A 20,575-nucleotide genomic window follows, 5' to 3' on the forward strand; every position below is an offset into this window, starting at 1 on the left:
TATATTTTCAAGTAGGGATTTTTTTCATGTCAATTGACAGGAATCATCAATAATCCCATCACATTTTTTAACAATGGATAATTATCTAACCGAATTATAATTAAAACGTGGATAAGCAATTAAAATAAAGTAAATTAGGGAAAAATAGGCGTATGAATCAGGACCTAAAAAAACCCATATTTTCATCTTATATAAACAATACCAATCTTTTTGATGAAGTCTTTGATCCCAATGGCATTGCCAAAAATGTCTATCAAAAATTGTTCGAGTTGTATGGAAACCACTCCATTCAGGATTATGTACAGCTGAACAATAAGGCAAAATCGTCCTTCTTTAACCAAGGGATTACTTTTCAGGTATATGAAAACAAAGAGACCCAGGAGAAAATATTCCCTTTTGATCTTTTTCCAAGAATTATAGATGAAGATGAATGGGAAATCATAGAAAAGGGATCCATTCAACGCAGTAAGGCCTTGAACTTATTCTTATGGGACGTTTATCACGATAAAAAGATTATCAAGGACGGGGTAGTCCCCTTAGATCTTATAAGTTCCTCTGCCAACTACCTACATCAAATGATAGGTGTTGATCCGCCAGGAGGTATTTACAATCACATATCGGGCACTGATATCATAAAGCACTCTGACGGAAATTATTATGTGCTTGAAGACAATATTCGATGTCCCTCCGGTGTAAGTTATGTTATTTGTAATCGCACCGCCTTAAAGAGGGCTCTTTTTGGGGTTTTCAACCACTACAAAACCCATTCGGTAACCAATTACGCCGAAAACCTGTTAGAGATTCTGGAAAGCGTAAAACCAAAAGGGGTGGATGTTCCTAATTGCGTGGTGCTTACCCCTGGGATGTACAATTCTGCCTTTTATGAACATTCATATCTGGCAAAGGCTATGGGCGTGGAATTGGTAGAAGGTCGGGATTTGTTTGTAGAGAACGATTTTGTGTACATGAAGACTATTAGCGGCCCAATAAAAGTTGATGTTATTTACCGTAGGGTAGACGACCAATACTTGGACCCCTTAGAATTTAAACCCGATTCGGCCTTGGGAGTACCCGGGCTTTTCACCGCCTACAAGAAAGGCAATGTCTGCTTGGCAAATGCCCCCGGAACGGGTGTAGCAGACGATAAGGCCATCTATACCTATATGCCGGAAATAATTAAGTATTATTTGGACGAATCCCCAATTCTTAACAATGTCCATACCTACCACTGCAGCAGGCCGGACGAACTTAAATATGTCCTGGAACATATTCAAGAACTAGTCATAAAACCTGTGGACGAAGCAGGTGGCTATGGTATTTCCATTGGTAACCGACTCACCAAGGAGGAAATAAAGGTAGTCCAAGAGGAAATTAAACAAAGTCCAAGAAAATATATTGCCCAACCCATTATGTCATTATCGGTGCACCCCACCTATATAGATGACACGGAGTCCTTTGAACAACGACATGTAGACTTAAGGACCTTTACACTCTTAGGGGATAAAAAGGAATTTGTTCTAAAGGGAGGACTTTCAAGGGTTGCGCTCAAAAGAGGGAATCTGATTGTAAATTCTTCACAAGGCGGGGGTTCCAAGGACACCTGGGTACTAAAAAAATAAATCAATCCTATGTTAGCAAGAGTTGCCAATAATCTATTTTGGATGGGCCGTTATATTGAACGCGCCGAACATATTGCCAGATATTTAAATGTTAATTATTTCTCGTCCTTGGACGCACCAAACGAGCTGTCACAGTCCCGACAATTTGTACTGCAATCCATGATGTTTATGGTAGGGGAACCTGTTAAGGACAATACCATTATTCTAAATGAGGAAGAAATTCTATACAACATCGGGCTAAATCCCAATATACCCTATTCCATTATTAACCATGTGAAATTTGCCAGGGAGAATGCCAACAGTGCAAGAGACCTTATTTCTACCGAACTGTATGAATCCATTAACAAATTTTATCATTTCGTAATCAATTATTCAATAGAGGATTTCACCAAAAAGGGATTATACGATTTTACGGTAAATGTCACAGAAATGACCGCCATTTTAAGAGGTAAGATACGCGGCACCCTTTTGCATGATGAGGTTTACGCCATTATCATGCTCGGAATAAATTTGGAAAGGGCCACACAAGTAATCCGGATCATCAATGCCAAATACAATGATGCCGTTAAGGCCAAAGGCAGTTATGGGGATAAAATAGGCCATAGCTTTGAATGGATCACATTGCTCAAATGTGTGGAATCATATGACATGATGCGCAGGTTCTATAAAAAGACCCCAACAAGCATTTCCACGTTAGAGTTCCTAATATTAAATCCAGATTGTCCCAGATCCGTTATAAACAGTATCAATCAGGTCCACAAACACATTAGGGTTTTGGATGAATCCAAAGCTCCCAATAAAAATTCCACCGCATTTTTAATTAGTAAGGTAAAAGGCGAATATGAATTTAAATTTGCTGAGGAAATCGAAGAGGACATTCAGAGCTTCATTGAAAAGATCCTACATAATCTATTGCAGATTAGTGTTAAAATGGAAAAAGAGTTTTTTAACTATTGAAGTTAAAGCATTGACTTACATTTGTGTTAAGAACTACTTGAAATGTCATTTGAATATTCTGTTACCTACAATACCGAAAATGATTACGAGAATCCCGTAGAAAATGCCTCTTGGCAATTTTTGATCGTGCCCGAGAATAATGATACACAAGAATTGGTAGGTATTGAAATTGAGAATTCATTGGGTGCCAAAAATGAATTCTCGCAAAATGGGTATGGTTTTCAGACCATACGAATAAATACCCAGGAGCAATTCCAAAAATTAAATTTTAGGGCCACTTTTATTCTAAAAAAAACCAGCCTTAATCCTTTTGGGCAAGTCCCCATCTTTAATATCTTGGACAACTATGAGCTTGCTCAAAGTTTGGATTTCAAGGTTGATTTTGAGCAATTTTTGGGCCAGACCAAATTTACCACCCTGCCGCAGGATTCAAAAAATCTCTTTGTATTTGACACTACCCTAAGTATATTTGATAATCTTCAAAAATTAAATAATTGGGTCTATTTTTATATTCACTTCAATACTGGTGTGACCCATGTGAATACCTTGTTGGAGGAAATTATAAATAACCGGGCGGGTGTGTGCCAAGATTTTACCCATTTATTCTGTGCCTTGGCACGGGCCAATAATATTCCCGCACGTTATGTTTCTGGTTACCTGCATCAAGGGAATGGCTATTTTGGCGATGCGCAAATGCATGCTTGGGCAGAAGTTTATGTGCCCCAAATTGGCTGGATGGGCTTTGACCCTACCAACAATATATTGGTCGATGACAACCACCTTAAAGTAGCCCACGGAAAGGACTTTAAGGATTGCTCGCCATTAAAAGGTGTAGTTTATTCACAAGGTGACAACAAAACCGTTCATTCCGTGGAAGTACAGGCCCAACAATAAATAACATTTCCCATTTGGTCCAAAATCAAAAAAAAGAATCCTATTTTTGGCTGAAAATTAAATAGAATATGATAACCACGGACCATTATAAGAGTCTCATTGATCGCCTTGGTGCGTTAAGGAGGTATCTTTGACATAGATGCCAAGCTTATAGAAATAGAAAACGAGGAGGAAAAGACCTTGGCCCCAGATTTTTGGAACCATCCCCAAGAGGCACAAGAGCAGATGAAGCTGATTCAGTCCAAGAAACAATGGGTAGATGACTTTGACGCTGCCAAAAGCTTAGTGACGGATCTAGAGATTTTCTTAGAATTTCAGAAAGAAGGTGAAATGTCCGAGGCCGATGTTGAAGCCCATTACGACAAGACCATTGAGGCCTTGGAGAAATTGGAATTCAAGAACATGCTTTCGGCAGAAGGGGATGAACTTACGGCCATACTTCAAATTACGGCCGGTGCCGGAGGTACGGAAAGCTGTGATTGGGCGTCCATGCTTATGAGGATGTACATGATGTGGAGTGAAAAGAATGGTTATAAGGTAAAAGAGCTCAATTACCAGGAGGGTGATGTTGCGGGAATAAAAACAGTGACTCTGGAAATCGAGGGGGACTATAGCTTCGGATGGCTTAAGGGCGAGAACGGGGTGCACAGGCTTGTCCGTATTTCTCCCTTCGACAGTAATGCCAAGCGCCATACCTCTTTTGCTTCCGTTTATGTTTATCCATTGGTAGACGATAGTATCGAAATTGATATAAATCCGGCCGATGTGGAGATTACCACTGCCCGATCAAGTGGCGCGGGAGGACAAAATGTAAACAAGGTAGAAACCAAGGTTCAGCTGACCCACAAACCCACTGGAATTCAGATTTCCTGTTCCGATTCTAGATCGCAGCACGACAATAGGGCCACGGCTCTAAAAATGCTAAAATCCCAATTGTACGAAATTGAATTGCGAAAGAAAATGGAAGCCCGACAAGAAATAGAGTCCTCCAAAATGAAAATAGAATGGGGCTCCCAAATTAGGAATTACGTAATGCACCCTTATAAATTGGCAAAAGACGTCCGAACGGGGGAGGAAACGGGTAATATAGACGCGGTAATGGACGGCGATATTGACCGATTCTTAAAGGCCTATCTCATGATGATGGGACAGAAAGAAGAAAGTTAACAAAGGACTACTGTTAAAACCAAAAATATTGTTATTGAAATAGGCGCAAAAGTTTCAGGTACCCAGATTCAAGATTTTTCTCTTAACTTATAAGTGACCGTGGTGCTTTTAGCCCAAAGACTTAAAACCAAATAAATATGTTAAAAATATATCACAATCCCAGATGTGGAAAGTCCAGGGAAGGATTGGCCATTTTAGAAAATTCTGGACATAAATTTGAGATTATTAAATATCTTGAAGAAGTACCTACCAAAAAGGAACTTGAGACTATTCTAAAAACTTTAGGCATATCACCTTTGCAATTGGTGCGGACCAACGAAGCAATTTGGAAAGAAAAGTTCAAGGGAAAATCTATGACAAACGACGAGGTAATTGCTGCTATGATAGAGTTTCCCAAACTAATTGAACGTCCTATCGTAATCAGGGACAACAATGGGGTGGTTGGACGACCTCCCGAAAAAATAAAAGAACTGCTAAATTAGTATCCGCGTTAAAAGGATTGGTAATAGAAGCAATTATTGTTATATTATTAATCTAACATTAGATAAGATCATTTACGGCCGCACTACGGCACAGTTCTTGAAATATTCATTTTAACAAAGATTTAACCCTTGACGGTTAAACCATCAATTAATTTTGGAATCCCATTAATCATTGACATCATGAAAACTAACAAGAAATTATTTTTTAGTGTTCTTTTTATCGTTTTATCCTTTCCTTTTTTAAGTGCCCAATATGGATACGGAAATGGGTATGGGTATGGATACGGAGGATACGGAGGGTATGGCAGACAGAGAAATAGTATTCCTCAAGTACAGGAAACACCCAAGGAGCCTGAGAAATTAACGGCAGAGCAAATTGTAGATCAAGAAATGCCCGGAATAACGGAGAAATTGGATTTAAACCCCTTTGAGGAAGCAGTTTTGAGTACCACCCTAAAGAAGTATCTCCAGGAGCGAATAGAATTGCAAATACTGGATCTGCCTGCGGATAAGATGAGGGAGAGTTATGAGAAAATTACCCTAAAACAGGACGAAGAACTTAAGGCCGGACTGCCAGAGGATAAATATGAAGCTTTTGTAGAACTGCAGAAAAACGGTTTTAAAAAGGTTAAGGAAAAAAAGAAGAAAAAGAAGAAAAAGAATAAAACATAACAAATGAGAAAACTATTCCCAGTTACATTATTATTAATTTCCTTAATAGGGTATGCGCAAGGGGGGCAAGCCCCTCAAAAACCAATAAAAATAACTGGGACCGTTTTGGACCAAGAAACGGATCAACCTTTGGAATATGCCACTTTGGTTCTACAAAGTGTTAGAAACCCTGAAAAAGTTACTGGCGGGATTACAGATGTCAATGGAAAATTTGAAGTTGAGACAGCCCCAGGAAACTATAACATTAGCGTAGAGTATATCTCCTATAAATCCTATAAATTAGATAATCAAAATCTAAGATCTCCCAAAGACCTTGGCGTAATACGTCTTGCTTTGGATGTTTCACAGTTAGCGGAAGTGGAAGTGGTAGGCGAGCGTACCACTGTAGAATTACGACTGGATAAAAAAGTATATAATGTAGGTTCGGATCTTACCGTTAAAGGTGGTTCCGTTACTGATGTACTAAGCAACGTTCCTTCTGTTTCTGTCGATGTGGAAGGCAACATTAGCCTTAGGGGAAATGAAAGTGTTAGGATCCTTATCAATGGCAAACCATCGGCCCTGTCAGGTTTAAGCCCAGAGGCACTGCAACAACTACCGTCGGATGCTATTGAAAAGGTAGAGGTAATAACCAACCCTTCGGCCAGGTATGATGCTGAGGGAACGGCGGGTATTTTAAATATCATATTAAAGCAGAGCAAGACCGCAGGGGTAAATGGCTCGGTCAATGTTTATACCGGTCATCCTGAGACCTATGGAGGATCCTTAAGTCTAAATTTAAGACGTGATAACTTCAATATTTTTACAAATACCACCTACCGCTACCGCAGCGGCCCAGGGAACGCGTTGTTCGATCAAGAGAACTTTGATAGTAATGGCAATACCTTGAGTTATCAGAATGAAATAAGGGATTACCAAAGAAAGGACAAAAGCTTTAATACCAATGTTGGATTTGAATTGTTTTTGGATGAAAGCAGTAGCATTACCAATTCTTTTGTTTTTAGTAAATCCAATGGGGACAATACAGTTAATGTGGATTTTTCCAATTTTGATGCCACTAGAACCCCTACCATCCAAAGAAACCGATTTACCGTTGAGGATGAGTTTGAGGAGGAGGTTCAATACTCTTTAAATTACCAAAAGAAATTTGAAAAAGAAGGACACACCCTCACCTTTGATTATCAATACTCCAAAGGAGTGGATGATGAAAACTCCATAATAGAAGAGGTCATCCTAGGTGATAATATTGCCTTGGATACGGAACGGACCATAGATAATCAAACACAGATATCGCAATTGGTGCAAATGGATTATGTACTTCCGTTTGGAAAGGATGATCAATCACAATTTGAAGTAGGCTATCGCGGTACCTTTAACAATAACAATACCGATTTTGATTTTGGCATACAGCAACAAAATGGTGACTTTACCAGCGACCCTAACTTTAGTAATGAATTGAATTATAAGGAATACGTAAATGCTGCCTACGCACAATTGGGATCTAAATTCAATAAATTCAGTATTCTAGGTGGATTGAGAATGGAGGCTTCCGATATTGCAATAGAACTGGTAAACTCCAATGATCTGAACAATAAGGATTACGTCAACTGGTTTCCGTCTATCTTTTTAGGCTACGAATTTTCGGAAAAAGAACAGCTTACCCTAAGCTATAGCAAAAGGCTTAGAAGACCGCGCTCTCGGTTTATCAATCCATTTCCTTCGAGATCCAGTAACACCAACCTCTTTCAGGGAAATGCCGATTTGGATCCTACTTTTACCGATGCGTACGATTTGGGCTATTTGAAACGGTGGGATAAGTTTACTTTTACTACCTCTGGATACTTTAACAGATCTACCGGGGTATTTCAGTTTGTTTCCAGGGAAACGGGCGATTTTGTAACCATTGAAAATCCGGACAACCCACAAAACCCCATTGTGGTACCCGTACAGGTACGAAGCCCTATCAATTTAGCTACCGAAGAACGCTATGGCATGGAGTTCACCACTACTTGGACCCCTAAAAGAAACTGGAGATTGACTTGGAACCTAAATGCTTTCCAAAGGGATTTACAGGGAGACTTCACCTATACCAATAGTCAAAATGAAGAAATAGTTCAAAATTTTGATGCGAATAACTTTGCCTGGTTTACCCGCTTTAGCGCCAAGATACCCTTGCCTGGAAAAATCGATTTTCAGACCAACTTCTTCTATATGGGTCCTTCCGAAGATGCCCAAAACACCAATAAGGGAATGTTGAGTTCCGACCTTGCGCTAAGTAAGGACATTTTGAAGGATAAAGGATCCCTTACTTTAAACGTGAGCGATATATTTAATACAAGAAAAAGAATAAGCGATACCAGAACGGAAAATGTGGCTACCTATAGTGAATTTCAATGGCGACAAAGACAAATAACCTTATCCTTTCAATATAGGTTCAACCAACCTCAAAACCAAAGGGAAAGAAATAGACAAGGTGGAAATCGTGGTGGAGATGACATGGATTTCGAAGGCTAAATAACTTATACAGCAATAAAAAAGGGAGCCCATTGGCTCCCTTTTTACTTTATATTATATCGTCGTATTCTTATTGGTTACGCTTCGCTTTTTTAGCTTCTCGCTTTTCTTTCAATATTTCCAAGATAGAACCTCCTATCCAGTAGGGAATCACAAAAGTCAACAAAAAGATCATTAACCAAAAACCGATGGTCAAGATGGTCAAAAATGCTAAAAACCCTAGATATTGGTCAAAATCGAACATGCTCGCTGTTTTTTTTTAATTGTGCTACAAAGATATCAAAATCTAAGTTATTATTCCAAGAGCTATTTAAAATAATTTATAAACTACTTCTATTATTCCAAAGATAAATTCGCCCCATATAGCCCAACAAATCCAAAACTATGGGCAAGATGACTTCCCTTCTTTTCATTTCAAATTGTCCAATATAAAATCTAGGGTATTGTTCTTATTACAATTCTGCTTAAAGGCCATATTGGTATGTGTTAAATTATTCGCCAAGCCCAAGTCCATAAAACGGTTTATAGTAGCCTCAGATTCCATGGTAACCTTTCCCGTTAACAAAGTATCCAACGACAACCCATTTTTATGTCGCTTGTAAATCTTTTTCAATCCACTTAAATACAGGCGGTCCTTAGTAAATCCGCCTCCCCTATGGACCCGCATAGTTATGGTAAAAGCTTTGTTTCTATCAAGCTTGTACTGCCCGTGTAGCATGTCGAAGGTATCCGAAAAGCTGTAACCTTTGATCAAACTGTCCGAAGCCAAAACCCTGTAGGCCAACTCCTTTAATCTTTTTAAGGTAAGGGCACCACTCATATATTCACTAAACACGGCCAAGCCCTCTTGGGTTTCCACATTTTTTGGAAAACCATTGGAAAAGACTTTTAGGGGTTGCAACATGCCGTTATAGGTAGTTACCAAATGCACCCCTATCTCATGATTGGCCAAAGTAAGCAGTTGGTTCCTGCTAAAAATGGTATTTTTCTTAATTAGGAGAGATTGGGTATTATTGCTCACCATGGCATCTGCAGCAATACTATTGGAAAAGGAAATGTTCAAAGGAAAATTATATTGCTGTGCAAACTCTTCAAAATAAATCTTTGCATCCTCCGGGGTATATATTTTTTCCATGTCCTCCGTATCCGGTTCATCCGCCAAATGCAAAATAAACCTGGCATTTTGAACATCTTTTTCCGTGGGAGTGCCGTAAACCCTGAGTGAATTATAATAAAACTTTTTATTCTGACCAATAGTCTCTACGCATTGTATCATATTGGCATAGTAATACACCACATCCTGATAAAATTTTCTTATCTGTTCGTCCTTGATGCGCTCCAAGCGTTGCGAAAAGAACAAACGGTTCAATTTATAAGGGTCAAATTGTAATTTTTTATATTTAAATAAGGGTTCTTCCACGTACTTGGAGGAAAAGAATCGATGTTTTTCCTTCTCAATGTTCAATGGATTCAAATAGGTAAGTAATTCAATCTTTTTTACCAACCTGTCCAGGTTGGCATCTATTGCCAATACATTGGGAAATTGTTGGATTATTTCCTTGCTCATTTCTCGTTTTAACATCACAACAACTATTTCATGAACCTCTTTGAGGCTATAATTATTTTGCCCTCGGGCACACTTAACAACAAAAAACCAAAAAACAATCCGAAAAGTACCCCGATCAGGATTCGCCAGTGCAAGGCAAGTTTTTTCATAAGTCCAATTAAGATTGCGCTAAATTATGGGAACAATCAATTGAATTTACAAAGCATTGCAAATAATTATGGTAATCTTAAAAAGGTCTTTTTTTTTTATGGAATAAGCAGAGGCTATTTTGATGGCTTGTAATGATCGCTCCACTCCTTTACCTTGGGCTCTCCTAGCTTATCCACAGACTTTGCAACCATCATGGATACAGCAGCATCCCCGGTAACATTAACCACAGTTCTGCACATATCCAATGGTCTATCCACGGCAAAGATCAATGCCAATCCAGCCTCAGGAATACCTGCCTGTGCCAAAACAATGACCAGCATTACCATACCCGCTCCTGGCACCGCGGCACTACCAATGGAAGCCAAGGTGGCCGTAACTATAATTCCCAATTGGGCTCCAAAACTAAGATCCATACCAAAGGCCTGGGCAATAAATACTGCCGCAACGGCTTGATAAAGACTTGTCCCATCCATATTTATAGTGGCACCAATGGGCAATACAAAACTGGTAACCTCTTCCTCTACCCCCAAATGTTCCTCTACCCTTTCCATGGTTACTGGAAGGGTAGCTGCACTTGAGCTGGTAGAAAATGCCAATAATTGAGCTGGGGAAATTCCGTTAATAAAAAAAGATGGCTTGCGTTTGGTATAGATCCATACAAATGAAATATATACACCGATCATTAAAATCAGACCAATAAGCACACTTATGGCGTACCACCCCAAGGCTTGAAATAGGTCTAAACTGGGTGCTTCCACCACCAAGGCAGCCAACAGGGCAAACACACCGTAGGGTGCAGCCAGCATAATTAAATCTATTAACTTGAGAATTACTTCATTAAAGCCGTCGAAAAATTTCTTTACCGGATCAGCCTGTTCTGCCGGAATCAGAATCAATCCCACTCCGAAAAAAATAGCAAAAAATATGACCTGCAACATATTTCCATTATCACTCGCTGCGTTAAAAATATTGCTGGGAACCAAATCTTCCAAAGCCCGTAATGGCCCTGATTCCCTTTGTTCATTGGCCTGGGCTATTTTGGAATCGGCGTCTCCCTTGTAGTTCTCCACCAATTCGTTACGCGTATCCTCGCTAATGGAAGACCCGGGCTTTATTAAATTTACCATTGTAAGCCCTATGGAAACGGCTATTACTGTAGTTACAATATAAATTCCAATGGTCCTCCCCCCCATTTTGGAAAGTTTGGAAATATCCTTAAGATCGGAAACTCCCTTGATCAAGGAAGCCAATATTAAAGGAACGGCTATTAACTTTAAGGAATTAATAAAAATATTCCCAAAGGGTTTAATCCAATCGGAGACGATTTTCGGGCCCCAATCAAACTGAACCATGGCCAGAGCAAAAAGAACTCCGCCCAACATTCCCAATATAATCTGCCAATGCAATTCCAACTTCCTCATAAAAACCATGATTTAGATTGGAAAGATACTATTTTGCAGTACAAAGCACCAAAAAATATAGGGCTATAATTTTATAATTAATAGGGCTATTATTTTATAATTTAATAGTTCTGTTCAATAAAGTATAGTCGGCCATAACCAAAGCCGCCATAGCTTCCACTATTGGCACTGCCCTAGGCACTACACATGGGTCATGCCTGCCCTTGCCCTGGGTAGTTACCTTGTTCCCTTCCTTGTCTATGGTATCATAAGCCTGAATAACAGTAGCTACAGGCTTAAAGGCTATATTGAAGTAAATATCCATTCCGTTACTTATGCCTCCCTGAATACCGCCACTATGATTGGTTTTTGTAGAGCCATCACTATTAAATTGGTCATTGTGTGCACTTCCTTTCATCTTCACCCCTTCAAATCCACTACCATACTCAAAACCTTTAACGGCGTTAATGGAGAGCATGGCCTTCCCCAATTCTGCATGCAACTTATCAAAAACTGGTTCCCCCAAACCCACGGGTATATTTTGGATGACACAAGTAATTACCCCACCAATGGTATCGCCTTCCTTTTTTATTTTTTTAATATACTCTTCCATTTTGGCAGCAGTGGCCGTATCCGGACATCGTACAGGGTTGGATTCTATAAGTGAAAAATCGAGTTCTTGGTAACTTTTGTTCAAGGATAGCTCACCCACTTGGGAAACGTAGGCGTTTATTTTCATGTCGCCCAAGAATTGTTTAGCAATAGCACCTGCCACTACCCTACTCGCAGTTTCCCTGGCAGAGCTCCTTCCGCCACCACGATAGTCCCTAAAACCATATTTCTGATCGTAAACATAATCGGCATGCGAAGGTCTGTAAGAGTCCTTTATATGTGAATAATCATGTGATTTCTGATTGGTGTTGTGTATGGCGAACCCTATGGGTGTCCCGGTTGTCTTTCCCTCAAAAATTCCCGAAAAAAACTCAACGGTATCCGGTTCCTTACGTTGGGTTACGATGGCTGACTGACCAGGTTTACGTCTGTCCAAATCTTTCTGTATGGCCTCAAGATTCAATTCTATTCCCGCCGGACAACCATCCAAAACACCGCCTATGGCAACACCGTGCGATTCTCCAAACGTAGATAATTTAAAAAGGTTTCCAAAAGTATTTCCTGCCATGGTTGTAGTTAAAAATTGTGTTTATGAAATGGTTAAAAGAGTCATTTCAACTAAAAGATCCAAAGGTAAATCTTAAAACAGAGATACGAAAATTGAAATCTTGCTTATTGCAAATAAAAACAGAATTGGGTCAACTTAATGTAAACTTAACTATTTCATTATTCTAATTTGATTTTGCCTTCACTTTTAGTTTAAACGCAATACTTTAATTTGATAAAACTCCACTTCAGTGAAAAAGCGACAAATAGAATTAGTAGTCATTTCCGACATACATTTAGGAACTTTCGGATGCCATGCCGACGAACTACTGGCCTATTTAAATAGTATAAACCCAAAAACCCTTGTTTTAAACGGAGATATAGTAGACATCTGGCAATTTAGTAAAAAGTATTTTCCGGCCACCCACCTAAAAGTGTTAAGAAAAATAATGGGGATGGCAACCAATGGTACCGAAGTGTATTACATTATAGGGAACCACGATGAAAGACTTCGAAGGTTTTGTGGTACGTGTTTGGGAAATATTCATTTCGTTGATACACTGTCCTTAGAATTGAATGGTAAAAAAGCTTGGTTCTTTCACGGTGATGTTTTTGATATTTCCATTCAAAATGCAAAATGGGTGGCCAAATTGGGAAGGCATGGTTATCATCTGTTGATATTTGGCAACAGAACTATTAATTGGATCTTGGGCAAATTGGGTCGAGAGAAATATTCCTTGTCAAAAAGAATAAAGAATAGTGTAAAGGGAGCAGTTAAATTTATTCAAAATTTTGAATACACAGCCAAGGAGCTAGCCATAGATAGGAACTATGACTATGTTGTCTGTGGTCATATCCATCAACCAAAAAAGGAGATTTATGAAAGTGAACGCGGCACATGTACTTATCTAAATTCCGGGGATTGGGTAGAAAATCTTACAGCCCTTGAATACACCTTTAATCGCTGGAAAATATATAGGTATAGTGCGGATAAGCTCTCCCCCTTCTTTGCGGATGAAGAATTAAAAGGTATGGACATTCACGAATTGCTGGCTTCCACCTCCATCATTGTTCAGCCTCCAATAAAAACTTCAAAGAAAGCAAAGATTTAAGGGCAATTCTTAGTATGATCTAAAAGCTAAAAAAAATCTGTGTTATGCTCTTGTTTCCATAAATCTACAAAAAAAAACCCGACCAATATCTCTTAAAAATATGGGACAGGGCTAAGATTCTATCCATTAATTGAAACCAGATTAGGCTATAAGTGCCTCCTTTAGAATAGATATAGGATGCAAGGCCTTCCTTTGGGTACCGTCATAAATCTGATGTCTACAACTTGTTCCATTGGCAGCAATGATTACATCTTCAGCTGCCTTTCTAACTGCTGGGAACAACTTTAGTTCCCCCACCTGCATACTTACCTCATAGTGCTCTTTTTCATAGCCAAAAGACCCAGCCATACCACAACAACCGGAACTAATGATGGAAACAGAGTAATTTTTTGGAAGGTTCAATATATCAAAGGTTACCTTTTGGTTTGAAATTGACTTTTGATGACAATGTGTATGGATCTTAACGGTCTTGGCTTCCTGTGTAAATAAATCGGATGTCAACGCCCCTGACTGAATCTCCTTGGCCAAAAATTCTTCTATTAAAAAAGAATTGTCGGCAACGGCATCCATTTTCTTTTTATCAAAACCAAAGCGTTTATATTCATCCCTAAAGGTGAGTATGGCGGACGGCTCCAAACCTACAACGACAAGACCTTTGTCCGCAAGTTTCGAAAGCTTTTCCAGATTATTTGTGGCCAACTTTTTAGCCTGTTTTAAAAACCCTTTGGAAATATAAGTACGGCCACTCTCTGCGTAAAAAAGTTCTACCTCATAGCCAAGTCGCGTTAAGACTTCAATAGCATCCTTACCAAGATCAACATCCAAATAATTGGTAAATTCATCTATATACAAGACTATCTTTGATTTAGAACTAACGGACTGTTTCCTAGCTTTTTGAAGTTCCTTATCAAAATCTACTTTGTAAACTTTGGGTAAACTTCGTTGCTCGGCAACTCCGACCGACTTCTTAAGCAATCCGCCAAATATTTTGGAATCGTACATGGCATTGGTAATACCTGCCATACTACTCCCCAATTTATTAAGTTGAGTATTATGGGCAAAAAGCTTCGCTCTGAGCGGATAGCCGTTCTCCTCTTGGTATTGATATAAGAATTCCGCTTTTAAGGTAGCTACATCCACATTACTGGGACATTCACTGGAGCAGGCCTTGCAACTTAAACAAAGATCAAATACTTCCTTGAGCTCCTTATTGTTGAACTTATTGGTTTTATCGGAAGAAGTCAAAAATTCCCTTAAAGTATTGGCTCTACCACGAGTGGTATCCTTTTCGTTTTTGGTAGCATGATAACTGGGACACATGGCCCCGGACACCAAATGGGTCTTTCTACAATCCCCGCTACCATTACATTTTTCGGCCGCTTTTAGAATACCTTCACTATCGGAAAAATCCATCAAGGTTTCAATTTCCGGTTCCGGCCTATCAATTTCATACCTTAGGGATTCATCCATAGGATAGGCATCCACAATTTTCCCTGGATTAAAAATGTTGGAGGGATCAAAATAGCTTTTTATTCGTTTTAAGAGCTCATAATTCTTTTCCCCTATCATTAACGGAATAAACTCTGCCCGTACTATACCATCCCCATGTTCCCCGCTAAAAGAGCCGTTATACTTTTTGGTCAGTTTGGCAACGTCCGTAGTAATGGCCCTGAACAAAGCTACATCCGTAGATTTCTTCAAATTTAAAATAGGTCTTAAATGGAGTTCCCCTGCCCCTGCATGTGCGTAGTAGACGGCGTCCTGTTTATAGTCCTTCATAATTTGGGAGAACTCACCAATAAAATCCTTTAGGTCATCCAAGGCCACTGCCGTATCCTCTATACAGGCCACCGCTTTTCGGTCGCCCACAATGTTCCCCAAAAGTCCCAATCCGGCCTTTCTAAGTTCAATGGCCTTATTTACATCCCCATGCATGAGTATTGGGCTGGCATAGCTCAATCCAGACTTTTTAACGGTCTCCAGTAATTTTTGAATTTGAACATCCAAATCCTTTTCGGTATCGGATTTTACCTCCAACATCAATAAAGCTGCTGGATCACCTTCCACAAAGAATCGGTTCTCCAATTGGGTACGGTTGTTTTTGGTACAATCCAAAATTACCTTATCCATCATTTCACAGAGATGTAGATTGTGGCCCATTACAGGAGCTACATCCATTAAACAGTCCTCCAAGGTTTTGTAATGGGTTACTACCATGGCAGAAAGTTTGGGTGGCAACTCAGTCAATTGTAGTACTATTTCCGTAGTGAAAGCTAAAGTACCTTCACTTCCACTCAATAACTTACATAAGTTTATGTCTTCGGAACTATCCCCAAAAATATTATTCTTTAGCAATTCATCCACAGCATAGCCTGTATTGCGCCTGTGAATTTGAGGTTTTGGAAATTCTTTAACAATCTCTTCCTGTATTTCCTTGTTGCTCAATTCCTTATGAAGGCTACTATAAATTTCTCCTTCTAAACTATCCAAGGACATTTTTCCCAGAAATTCGTTCAGGGAAAGATCCCTGAATTCCACCTTGCTACCATCGGATAAATAAGTCTTTAGGGACACCACCTGATCACGGGTAACTCCGTATTGTATGGAAGTCGTTCCGGAAGAATTGTTACCGACCATGCCCCCAATCATACATCGATTGGAAGTGGAAGTGTTTGGTCCAAAAAATAGGCCATAAGATTGCAAATGTAGGTTTAACTCGTCTCGGATAACTCCCGGCTGTACGGTTACCTGTTTCTTATCTACATCTACTGACAGAATCTTGGTGAAGTTTTTGGAGACATCCACTACTATACCGTCCCCAACACATTGTCCGGCAAGGGAGGTTCCTGCCGTTCTAGGTATTAAGCCAATTTTATGTTCCCTTGCAAATAGAATTAGTTTTTTAATATCCTCTTCCGTCTTGGGGTAGGCCACTGCCTGTGGCATTTTTCTATATACAGAAGCATCGGTGGCGTATAGGGTGGTCATTAATTTGTCCACAAACAAATCGCCTTCCAAATCACCTTTTAAATTATTTAGCATATTTTTATCCAACTCAAAACAATTTTGGGCACTAAATTAAGTTTTATTGTTTCAGATTAATAATGAATTTTTAATTTTTACATTAATTAACTTTAGAACCTTTATGAAAATTTTAAAATTATTTACCCTATTCATGTTCTGCTCCTGGTTCTCTATGAACGCCCAGGAAATATCCGATAACGCCCTTGGTCTTCGCTTGGGGGACAGTGATGGTTTTGGTGCAGAAATTTCCTATCAAAAATCTTTGGACCGCGACAACAGATTGGAATTCAATCTTGGATGGCGCGATAGCCGTTATTTCGATGCCTTTAAATTAACGGCGCTTTACCAATGGGTTAGGCCTTTGGACGGCAATTTTAATTGGTACTATGGCGCCGGTGGCGGACTGGGAAGTGTGGATTTTGCTTCTAGGCCAAATGGCAACGGCGGATACTATACTCCCGATGGAGGCCTGTTTGTATTGGCTGCCGGGGATATTGGTATTGAGTACAACTTCGACATTCCTTTACTAATTTCATTGGATTTTAGACCTGAAATTGGCATTGTGGGCTACAAAGACTTTTCTGATAATTTTGATTTTGATATCGCCTTGGGAATACGCTATCAGTTTTAATGTAATTCCCTAATTACTATTTTATTGGGCCATGAATGTTCTTGTAGCATTTATGGCTTTTTTTATTACTCATATATAAGTACATTTGCGGCAATCAAAAGAAAATAACAATGAAAAAAATTTTATTGACCCTTACTGTGATTGTAGGAATTGTAGCGTGCAACAGTAAACCGGAAGGTTATGTATTAAACGGTACTCTAACAGGTGATGTTGAAAACGGTACCCAAGTTTTTATAAGAAAGATCAATGAAAATAATCAGCCTTATGATATTGACACCACCACAGTTGAAAACGGTAAATTTACCGTTAGCGGCACAGCTGATTCGCCCGATTTAATATATGTTTTTGTCGATAAGATACAGGGATATACCCCCGTTGTTGCGGAAAATGGCGAAATAGAACTTACAGCCCAAAAGGATAGTTTAAATTTTGCCAAGGTTAAGGGAACTGTTCAAAATGATATTTTCTTTAAATATCTAAATGAATCCAGGGCTTTATCCGATCAGGCCATGTCTATCCAAAAGGATATGCAAAATGCCAATATGAGTGGTAACGAAGCTACTGTAAATTCCTTACGTGACGAGTTTGCAGAACTTCAGGAAGAATACAAGAATTTTGAATTGGATTTTATAAAGAACAATCCAAATGGCCTTATATCCGCCCTATTGATAGAGAAAGGACTAAATGCAAGGATCGTAGAGAGTGAGGAAGCCCAAAAAATGTACGATGCACTTACCCCGGAAATCAAGGAAACCTTACCAGCCAAAAACATCCTGAAAAGTTTGGAAGCGGCCAAGGCACGGGAAGAAAAAGGTAAGAGTACGGCAATTGGTGCCACTGCTCCGGATTTCTCAGGACCTACCCCGGACGGAAAGGAATTATCCCTAAAAGAGGCCATGGGAAAGGTAACTATAATAGATTTTTGGGCAGCATGGTGTAAGCCTTGTAGGGTTGAAAACCCTAATGTGGTCAATGTTTACAACAAGTACCACTCCAAAGGACTTAATATTATTGGAGTTTCCCTGGACCGTAAGGAGGAGGATTGGAAAAAGGCCATTGCAGATGACAATCTTGCTTGGAACCATATTTCCAGCTTAGATTACTTTAATGATGCCGTAGCCAAACTGTATAACGTAGAAGCCATTCCTGCTACCTTTATTCTGGATGAAAATGGAGTTATTATAGCAAAAAATCTAAGAGGCCCTGAATTGGAGTCTAAAATTTCAGAACTTTTACAGTAGTAAACTACCTCGGGGCAGACCCGCCTGAACGAATCGGGCTGGAAAGTTTTAATCTCGATTATCGTGTAAATCACTATCCTATAAACAAAAGAAAGGCCCGTAAGTACATTACGGGCCTTTTTTATTCTATATCGTGGTATTTATTTTGAACTACAAGCTTATGATCAAGCAGGAATCAATATCCTCCAATAGGTATCTAATAAATCGCCATACAGTCTACCGTTTCACTTTTAAATCTTTCCCAGTTTCCCCAGGACAAAAAGAAGCATTATGGGCAAAGCCAATAAAAGTACCATTAACGTATCCGTAACAAGTAGATCGGGCTTAAAAAACAAGGTAACAACATAGCCACCAATAGCGCCTCCAAAATGGGCGGTATGTCCAATATTGCCCAGTCTTTTTTTCATTCCGTAGATGGAATAAAGCAAATACAGGATTCCCAAAACATAGGCCGGTAAAGGAATAGGAATGAACATAATTCCCAAGCGCATCCCCGGTTCCAATAAGATAGCCGAGTACAATATACCGGTAACGGCACCACTCGCCCCCACGGCACTGTAATAAGGTTCGCTTTTATGAAAAAATAACGCCAATAAACTACCGGCTACCAGACTAATAAAATAAAGGATAAGGAATTTACCAGGCCCAAACCAATCAATGACTACATCTGCAAAAAAATAAAGGGTAAACATGTTAAAAAAAAGATGGGAAAGGTCTACATGTAAAAAACCTGAAGTAAGCATCCTGTCCTTTTGCCCTGCCTGTATAGCGCCTACACCAAACTTGTAGCGTTCAAAGAATGTAGTGTCGTTAAAACCTTTTAAGGAAGCCAAGACGTTGGCAAGCATAATGGCCATGGTAGCAATATGAATATTATTCATGAAGAAAACTGTTATTTTTAGGTTCAAATATAGCTATATTTGCCCTAATTATAACTGAATGCAGTTTCTGATCTATATTCTTGTTTACCCGCTCCTATGGCTCATTTCCATATTACCTTTTAGACTTTTTTACTTTTTTTCAGACGTTGTATTTTTTGTTCTTTACTATTTGGTCGGATATAGAAAAAAGGTAGTTTGGGATAACCTTACCCGTGCCTTTCCTGATAAAACCAAAGTTGAAATAAAACGTATCCAAAAAGAATTTTACCGTCATATGTGCGATATGTTCCTAGAAATGATCAAGACCTTGAGTCTTTCCAAAGACGAGCTTAAGGAGCGGTACAAGATTACCAATATTGAAGTACTGCAAGAAATAGTAAAGGACAAGAGCGTTCTCATTGTATGTTCACATTATGCCAATTGGGAATGGAACGTTAGCATTAATAATTACGTGAATGCCAAAGGCTATGCCGTTTACCAGAAAATTGGCAACTCTTATTTTGATGACCTGATAAAGAAAATAAGGGCCAAATGGAACACTACCCTAATTACGCAGCAAGAAACCGTGAAAACGGTATATAGGAATGCACAAAATGGGGTGATTTCGGCTTATGGAATGGTGAGCGACCAATCGCCACAAGTAAAAAGGGCGCAATACTGGAGCGAATTCATGGGCGTTAAAGTGCCTATTTTCATCGGACCGGAAAGTATGGCCAGAAAATTGGACCTGGCAGTGGTCTTCTTAAAAGTATCCAAAGTAAGAAGAGGTTATTATCAAGCTGAATTCATTCCTATAACAACTGCTGGCAAACAAACCAAAAACCATGAAATTACAGACCAATTCCTAAGACTTACGGAGAAGCAGATTTTGGAAAGGCCGGAGCATTACCTTTGGACCCATAAACGTTGGAAACACAGAAATAAAGTACCTGTCAAATTCCAATAGTCCTTCTTTCATTGCCAAAAAAACCTGCAACTTTTCAGCTTTCAAATCCCTCAAAAGCCTATTGACTATGGCTTTGTCATAGACGATAGCAGGCCAAAAACTAAATAAATTATTCTTTTCTGCGTTATAGATGAAAATTTATTTGGAATTAATGGGATTT

17 protein-coding genes are annotated in these 20,575 nt (G+C 39.2%); 11 read left to right on the forward strand and 6 right to left on the reverse strand.

The genetic code is table 11. The features are described from left to right. Positions 1-152 precede the first annotated feature (152 nt). The 7 genes from MWU84_RS05005 to MWU84_RS05035 all read left to right on the forward strand — a co-directional run bounded on the left by MWU84_RS05005 (position 153) and on the right by MWU84_RS05035 (position 8,305). The gene (locus tag MWU84_RS05005) at positions 153-1,619 is read left to right on the forward strand and encodes a circularly permuted type 2 ATP-grasp protein (protein ID WP_246898964.1); all 1,467 of its coding nucleotides are present in this window, start codon (positions 153-155) and stop codon (positions 1,617-1,619) included. A gap of 9 nt (positions 1,620-1,628) precedes the next feature. Continuing rightward, the gene (locus MWU84_RS05010; protein ID WP_246898967.1) at positions 1,629-2,576 is read left to right on the forward strand and encodes an alpha-E domain-containing protein; all 948 of its coding nucleotides are present in this window, start codon (positions 1,629-1,631) and stop codon (positions 2,574-2,576) included. A 42-nt stretch (positions 2,577-2,618) separates the two neighbouring features. Then, positions 2,619-3,470, forward strand: a complete 852-nt coding sequence (locus tag MWU84_RS05015; protein ID WP_246898970.1) for a transglutaminase family protein — start codon at positions 2,619-2,621, stop codon at positions 3,468-3,470. A 68-nt stretch (positions 3,471-3,538) separates the two neighbouring features. Further along, positions 3,539-4,637, forward strand: a protein-coding gene (gene prfB, locus MWU84_RS05020; protein WP_246898973.1) for a peptide chain release factor 2 whose coding sequence is annotated in 2 segments (ribosomal slippage) — positions 3,539-3,601 and positions 3,603-4,637 — 1,098 coding nt in all. Because the reading frame shifts where the segments join, the coding sequence is not laid out codon by codon here. Positions 4,638-4,774: 137 nt separating this feature from the next. Further along, positions 4,775-5,119, forward strand: coding sequence for an arsenate reductase (glutaredoxin) (gene arsC / locus MWU84_RS05025; protein ID WP_246898976.1), 345 nt, complete (start codon positions 4,775-4,777; stop codon positions 5,117-5,119). Positions 5,120-5,299: 180 nt separating this feature from the next. After that, positions 5,300-5,791 (forward strand): hypothetical protein, encoded by a 492-nt coding sequence (locus MWU84_RS05030; RefSeq protein WP_246898978.1) that lies wholly within the window; start codon positions 5,300-5,302, stop codon positions 5,789-5,791. A gap of 3 nt (positions 5,792-5,794) precedes the next feature. Then, on the forward strand, positions 5,795-8,305 hold the full coding sequence (locus MWU84_RS05035; protein ID WP_246898980.1) for an outer membrane beta-barrel family protein: 2,511 nt from the start codon (positions 5,795-5,797) through the stop codon (positions 8,303-8,305). Positions 8,306-8,375: 70 nt separating this feature from the next. Here MWU84_RS05035 and MWU84_RS05040 read toward each other — a convergent pair whose 3' ends face one another. The 4 genes from MWU84_RS05040 to aroC form a co-directional block, all read right to left on the reverse strand. Next, positions 8,376-8,549, reverse strand: coding sequence for a hypothetical protein (locus tag MWU84_RS05040; RefSeq protein WP_093980103.1), 174 nt, complete (start codon positions 8,547-8,549; stop codon positions 8,376-8,378). A 165-nt stretch (positions 8,550-8,714) separates the two neighbouring features. After that, positions 8,715-9,872 carry a flavohemoglobin expression-modulating QEGLA motif protein gene (locus MWU84_RS05045; RefSeq protein WP_246898982.1) on the reverse strand — a complete coding sequence of 386 codons (1,158 nt, stop codon included), beginning with the start codon at positions 9,870-9,872 and terminating at the stop codon, positions 8,715-8,717. A gap of 263 nt (positions 9,873-10,135) precedes the next feature. Beyond that, positions 10,136-11,443, reverse strand: coding sequence for a dicarboxylate/amino acid:cation symporter (locus MWU84_RS05050; RefSeq protein ID WP_246898984.1), 1,308 nt, complete (start codon positions 11,441-11,443; stop codon positions 10,136-10,138). A gap of 94 nt (positions 11,444-11,537) precedes the next feature. Then, positions 11,538-12,602, reverse strand: a complete 1,065-nt coding sequence (gene aroC / locus MWU84_RS05055) for a chorismate synthase (protein WP_246898986.1) — start codon at positions 12,600-12,602, stop codon at positions 11,538-11,540. 229 nt (positions 12,603-12,831) lie between these two features. On the opposite strand from aroC, the gene MWU84_RS05060 reads away from it, so the two are divergent. Beyond that, complete coding sequence (locus tag MWU84_RS05060; protein WP_246898989.1) at positions 12,832-13,692, forward strand: UDP-2,3-diacylglucosamine diphosphatase; 861 nt, start codon at positions 12,832-12,834, stop codon at positions 13,690-13,692. A gap of 141 nt (positions 13,693-13,833) precedes the next feature. Here the strand turns inward: MWU84_RS05060 and MWU84_RS05065 are convergent, their stop codons facing one another. Further along, the gene (locus tag MWU84_RS05065; protein WP_246898992.1) at positions 13,834-16,734 is read right to left on the reverse strand and encodes an FAD-binding and (Fe-S)-binding domain-containing protein; all 2,901 of its coding nucleotides are present in this window, start codon (positions 16,732-16,734) and stop codon (positions 13,834-13,836) included. Positions 16,735-16,837: 103 nt separating this feature from the next. Here MWU84_RS05065 and MWU84_RS05070 point away from each other — a divergent pair, with 103 nt between their 5' ends. Beyond that, positions 16,838-17,347 (forward strand): hypothetical protein, encoded by a 510-nt coding sequence (locus tag MWU84_RS05070; RefSeq protein ID WP_246898994.1) that lies wholly within the window; start codon positions 16,838-16,840, stop codon positions 17,345-17,347. Positions 17,348-17,457: 110 nt separating this feature from the next. After that, positions 17,458-18,588, forward strand: coding sequence for a TlpA disulfide reductase family protein (locus MWU84_RS05075; protein ID WP_246898996.1), 1,131 nt, complete (start codon positions 17,458-17,460; stop codon positions 18,586-18,588). A 230-nt stretch (positions 18,589-18,818) separates the two neighbouring features. Here the strand turns inward: MWU84_RS05075 and MWU84_RS05080 are convergent, their stop codons facing one another. Further along, the gene (locus MWU84_RS05080) at positions 18,819-19,469 is read right to left on the reverse strand and encodes a rhomboid family intramembrane serine protease (RefSeq protein ID WP_246898998.1); all 651 of its coding nucleotides are present in this window, start codon (positions 19,467-19,469) and stop codon (positions 18,819-18,821) included. Between the two features lie 58 nt (positions 19,470-19,527). Here MWU84_RS05080 and MWU84_RS05085 point away from each other — a divergent pair, with 58 nt between their 5' ends. Continuing rightward, positions 19,528-20,415 (forward strand): lysophospholipid acyltransferase family protein, encoded by an 888-nt coding sequence (locus tag MWU84_RS05085; protein ID WP_246899001.1) that lies wholly within the window; start codon positions 19,528-19,530, stop codon positions 20,413-20,415. The last annotated feature ends 160 nt before the right edge of the window (positions 20,416-20,575 follow it).

Source organism: Arenibacter sp. F20364, assembly GCF_023015905.1.
Lineage (GTDB): Bacteria > Bacteroidota > Bacteroidia > Flavobacteriales > Flavobacteriaceae > Arenibacter.

Excerpts from the sequence above, each read along its gene's own strand:
- MWU84_RS05035 (WP_246898980.1), top strand. The coding sequence starts at position 5,795 with ATGAGAAAACTATTCCCAGTTACATTATTATTAATTTCCTTAATAGGG.
- MWU84_RS05080 (WP_246898998.1), bottom strand. The coding sequence starts at position 19,469 with ATGAATAATATTCATATTGCTACCATGGCCATTATGCTTGCCAACGTC.
- arsC (WP_246898976.1), top strand. The coding sequence starts at position 4,775 with ATGTTAAAAATATATCACAATCCCAGATGTGGAAAGTCCAGGGAAGGA.
- MWU84_RS05030 (WP_246898978.1), top strand. The coding sequence starts at position 5,300 with ATGAAAACTAACAAGAAATTATTTTTTAGTGTTCTTTTTATCGTTTTA.
- MWU84_RS05040 (WP_093980103.1), bottom strand. The coding sequence starts at position 8,549 with ATGTTCGATTTTGACCAATATCTAGGGTTTTTAGCATTTTTGACCATC.
- MWU84_RS05085 (WP_246899001.1), top strand. The coding sequence starts at position 19,528 with ATGCAGTTTCTGATCTATATTCTTGTTTACCCGCTCCTATGGCTCATT.
- MWU84_RS05015 (WP_246898970.1), top strand. The coding sequence starts at position 2,619 with ATGTCATTTGAATATTCTGTTACCTACAATACCGAAAATGATTACGAG.
- MWU84_RS05050 (WP_246898984.1), bottom strand. The coding sequence starts at position 11,443 with ATGAGGAAGTTGGAATTGCATTGGCAGATTATATTGGGAATGTTGGGC.
- MWU84_RS05075 (WP_246898996.1), top strand. The coding sequence starts at position 17,458 with ATGAAAAAAATTTTATTGACCCTTACTGTGATTGTAGGAATTGTAGCG.
- MWU84_RS05045 (WP_246898982.1), bottom strand. The coding sequence starts at position 9,872 with ATGAGCAAGGAAATAATCCAACAATTTCCCAATGTATTGGCAATAGAT.
- MWU84_RS05065 (WP_246898992.1), bottom strand. The coding sequence starts at position 16,734 with ATGCTAAATAATTTAAAAGGTGATTTGGAAGGCGATTTGTTTGTGGAC.
- aroC (WP_246898986.1), bottom strand. The coding sequence starts at position 12,602 with ATGGCAGGAAATACTTTTGGAAACCTTTTTAAATTATCTACGTTTGGA.
- MWU84_RS05010 (WP_246898967.1), top strand. The coding sequence starts at position 1,629 with ATGTTAGCAAGAGTTGCCAATAATCTATTTTGGATGGGCCGTTATATT.
- MWU84_RS05070 (WP_246898994.1), top strand. The coding sequence starts at position 16,838 with ATGAAAATTTTAAAATTATTTACCCTATTCATGTTCTGCTCCTGGTTC.
- MWU84_RS05005 (WP_246898964.1), top strand. The coding sequence starts at position 153 with ATGAATCAGGACCTAAAAAAACCCATATTTTCATCTTATATAAACAAT.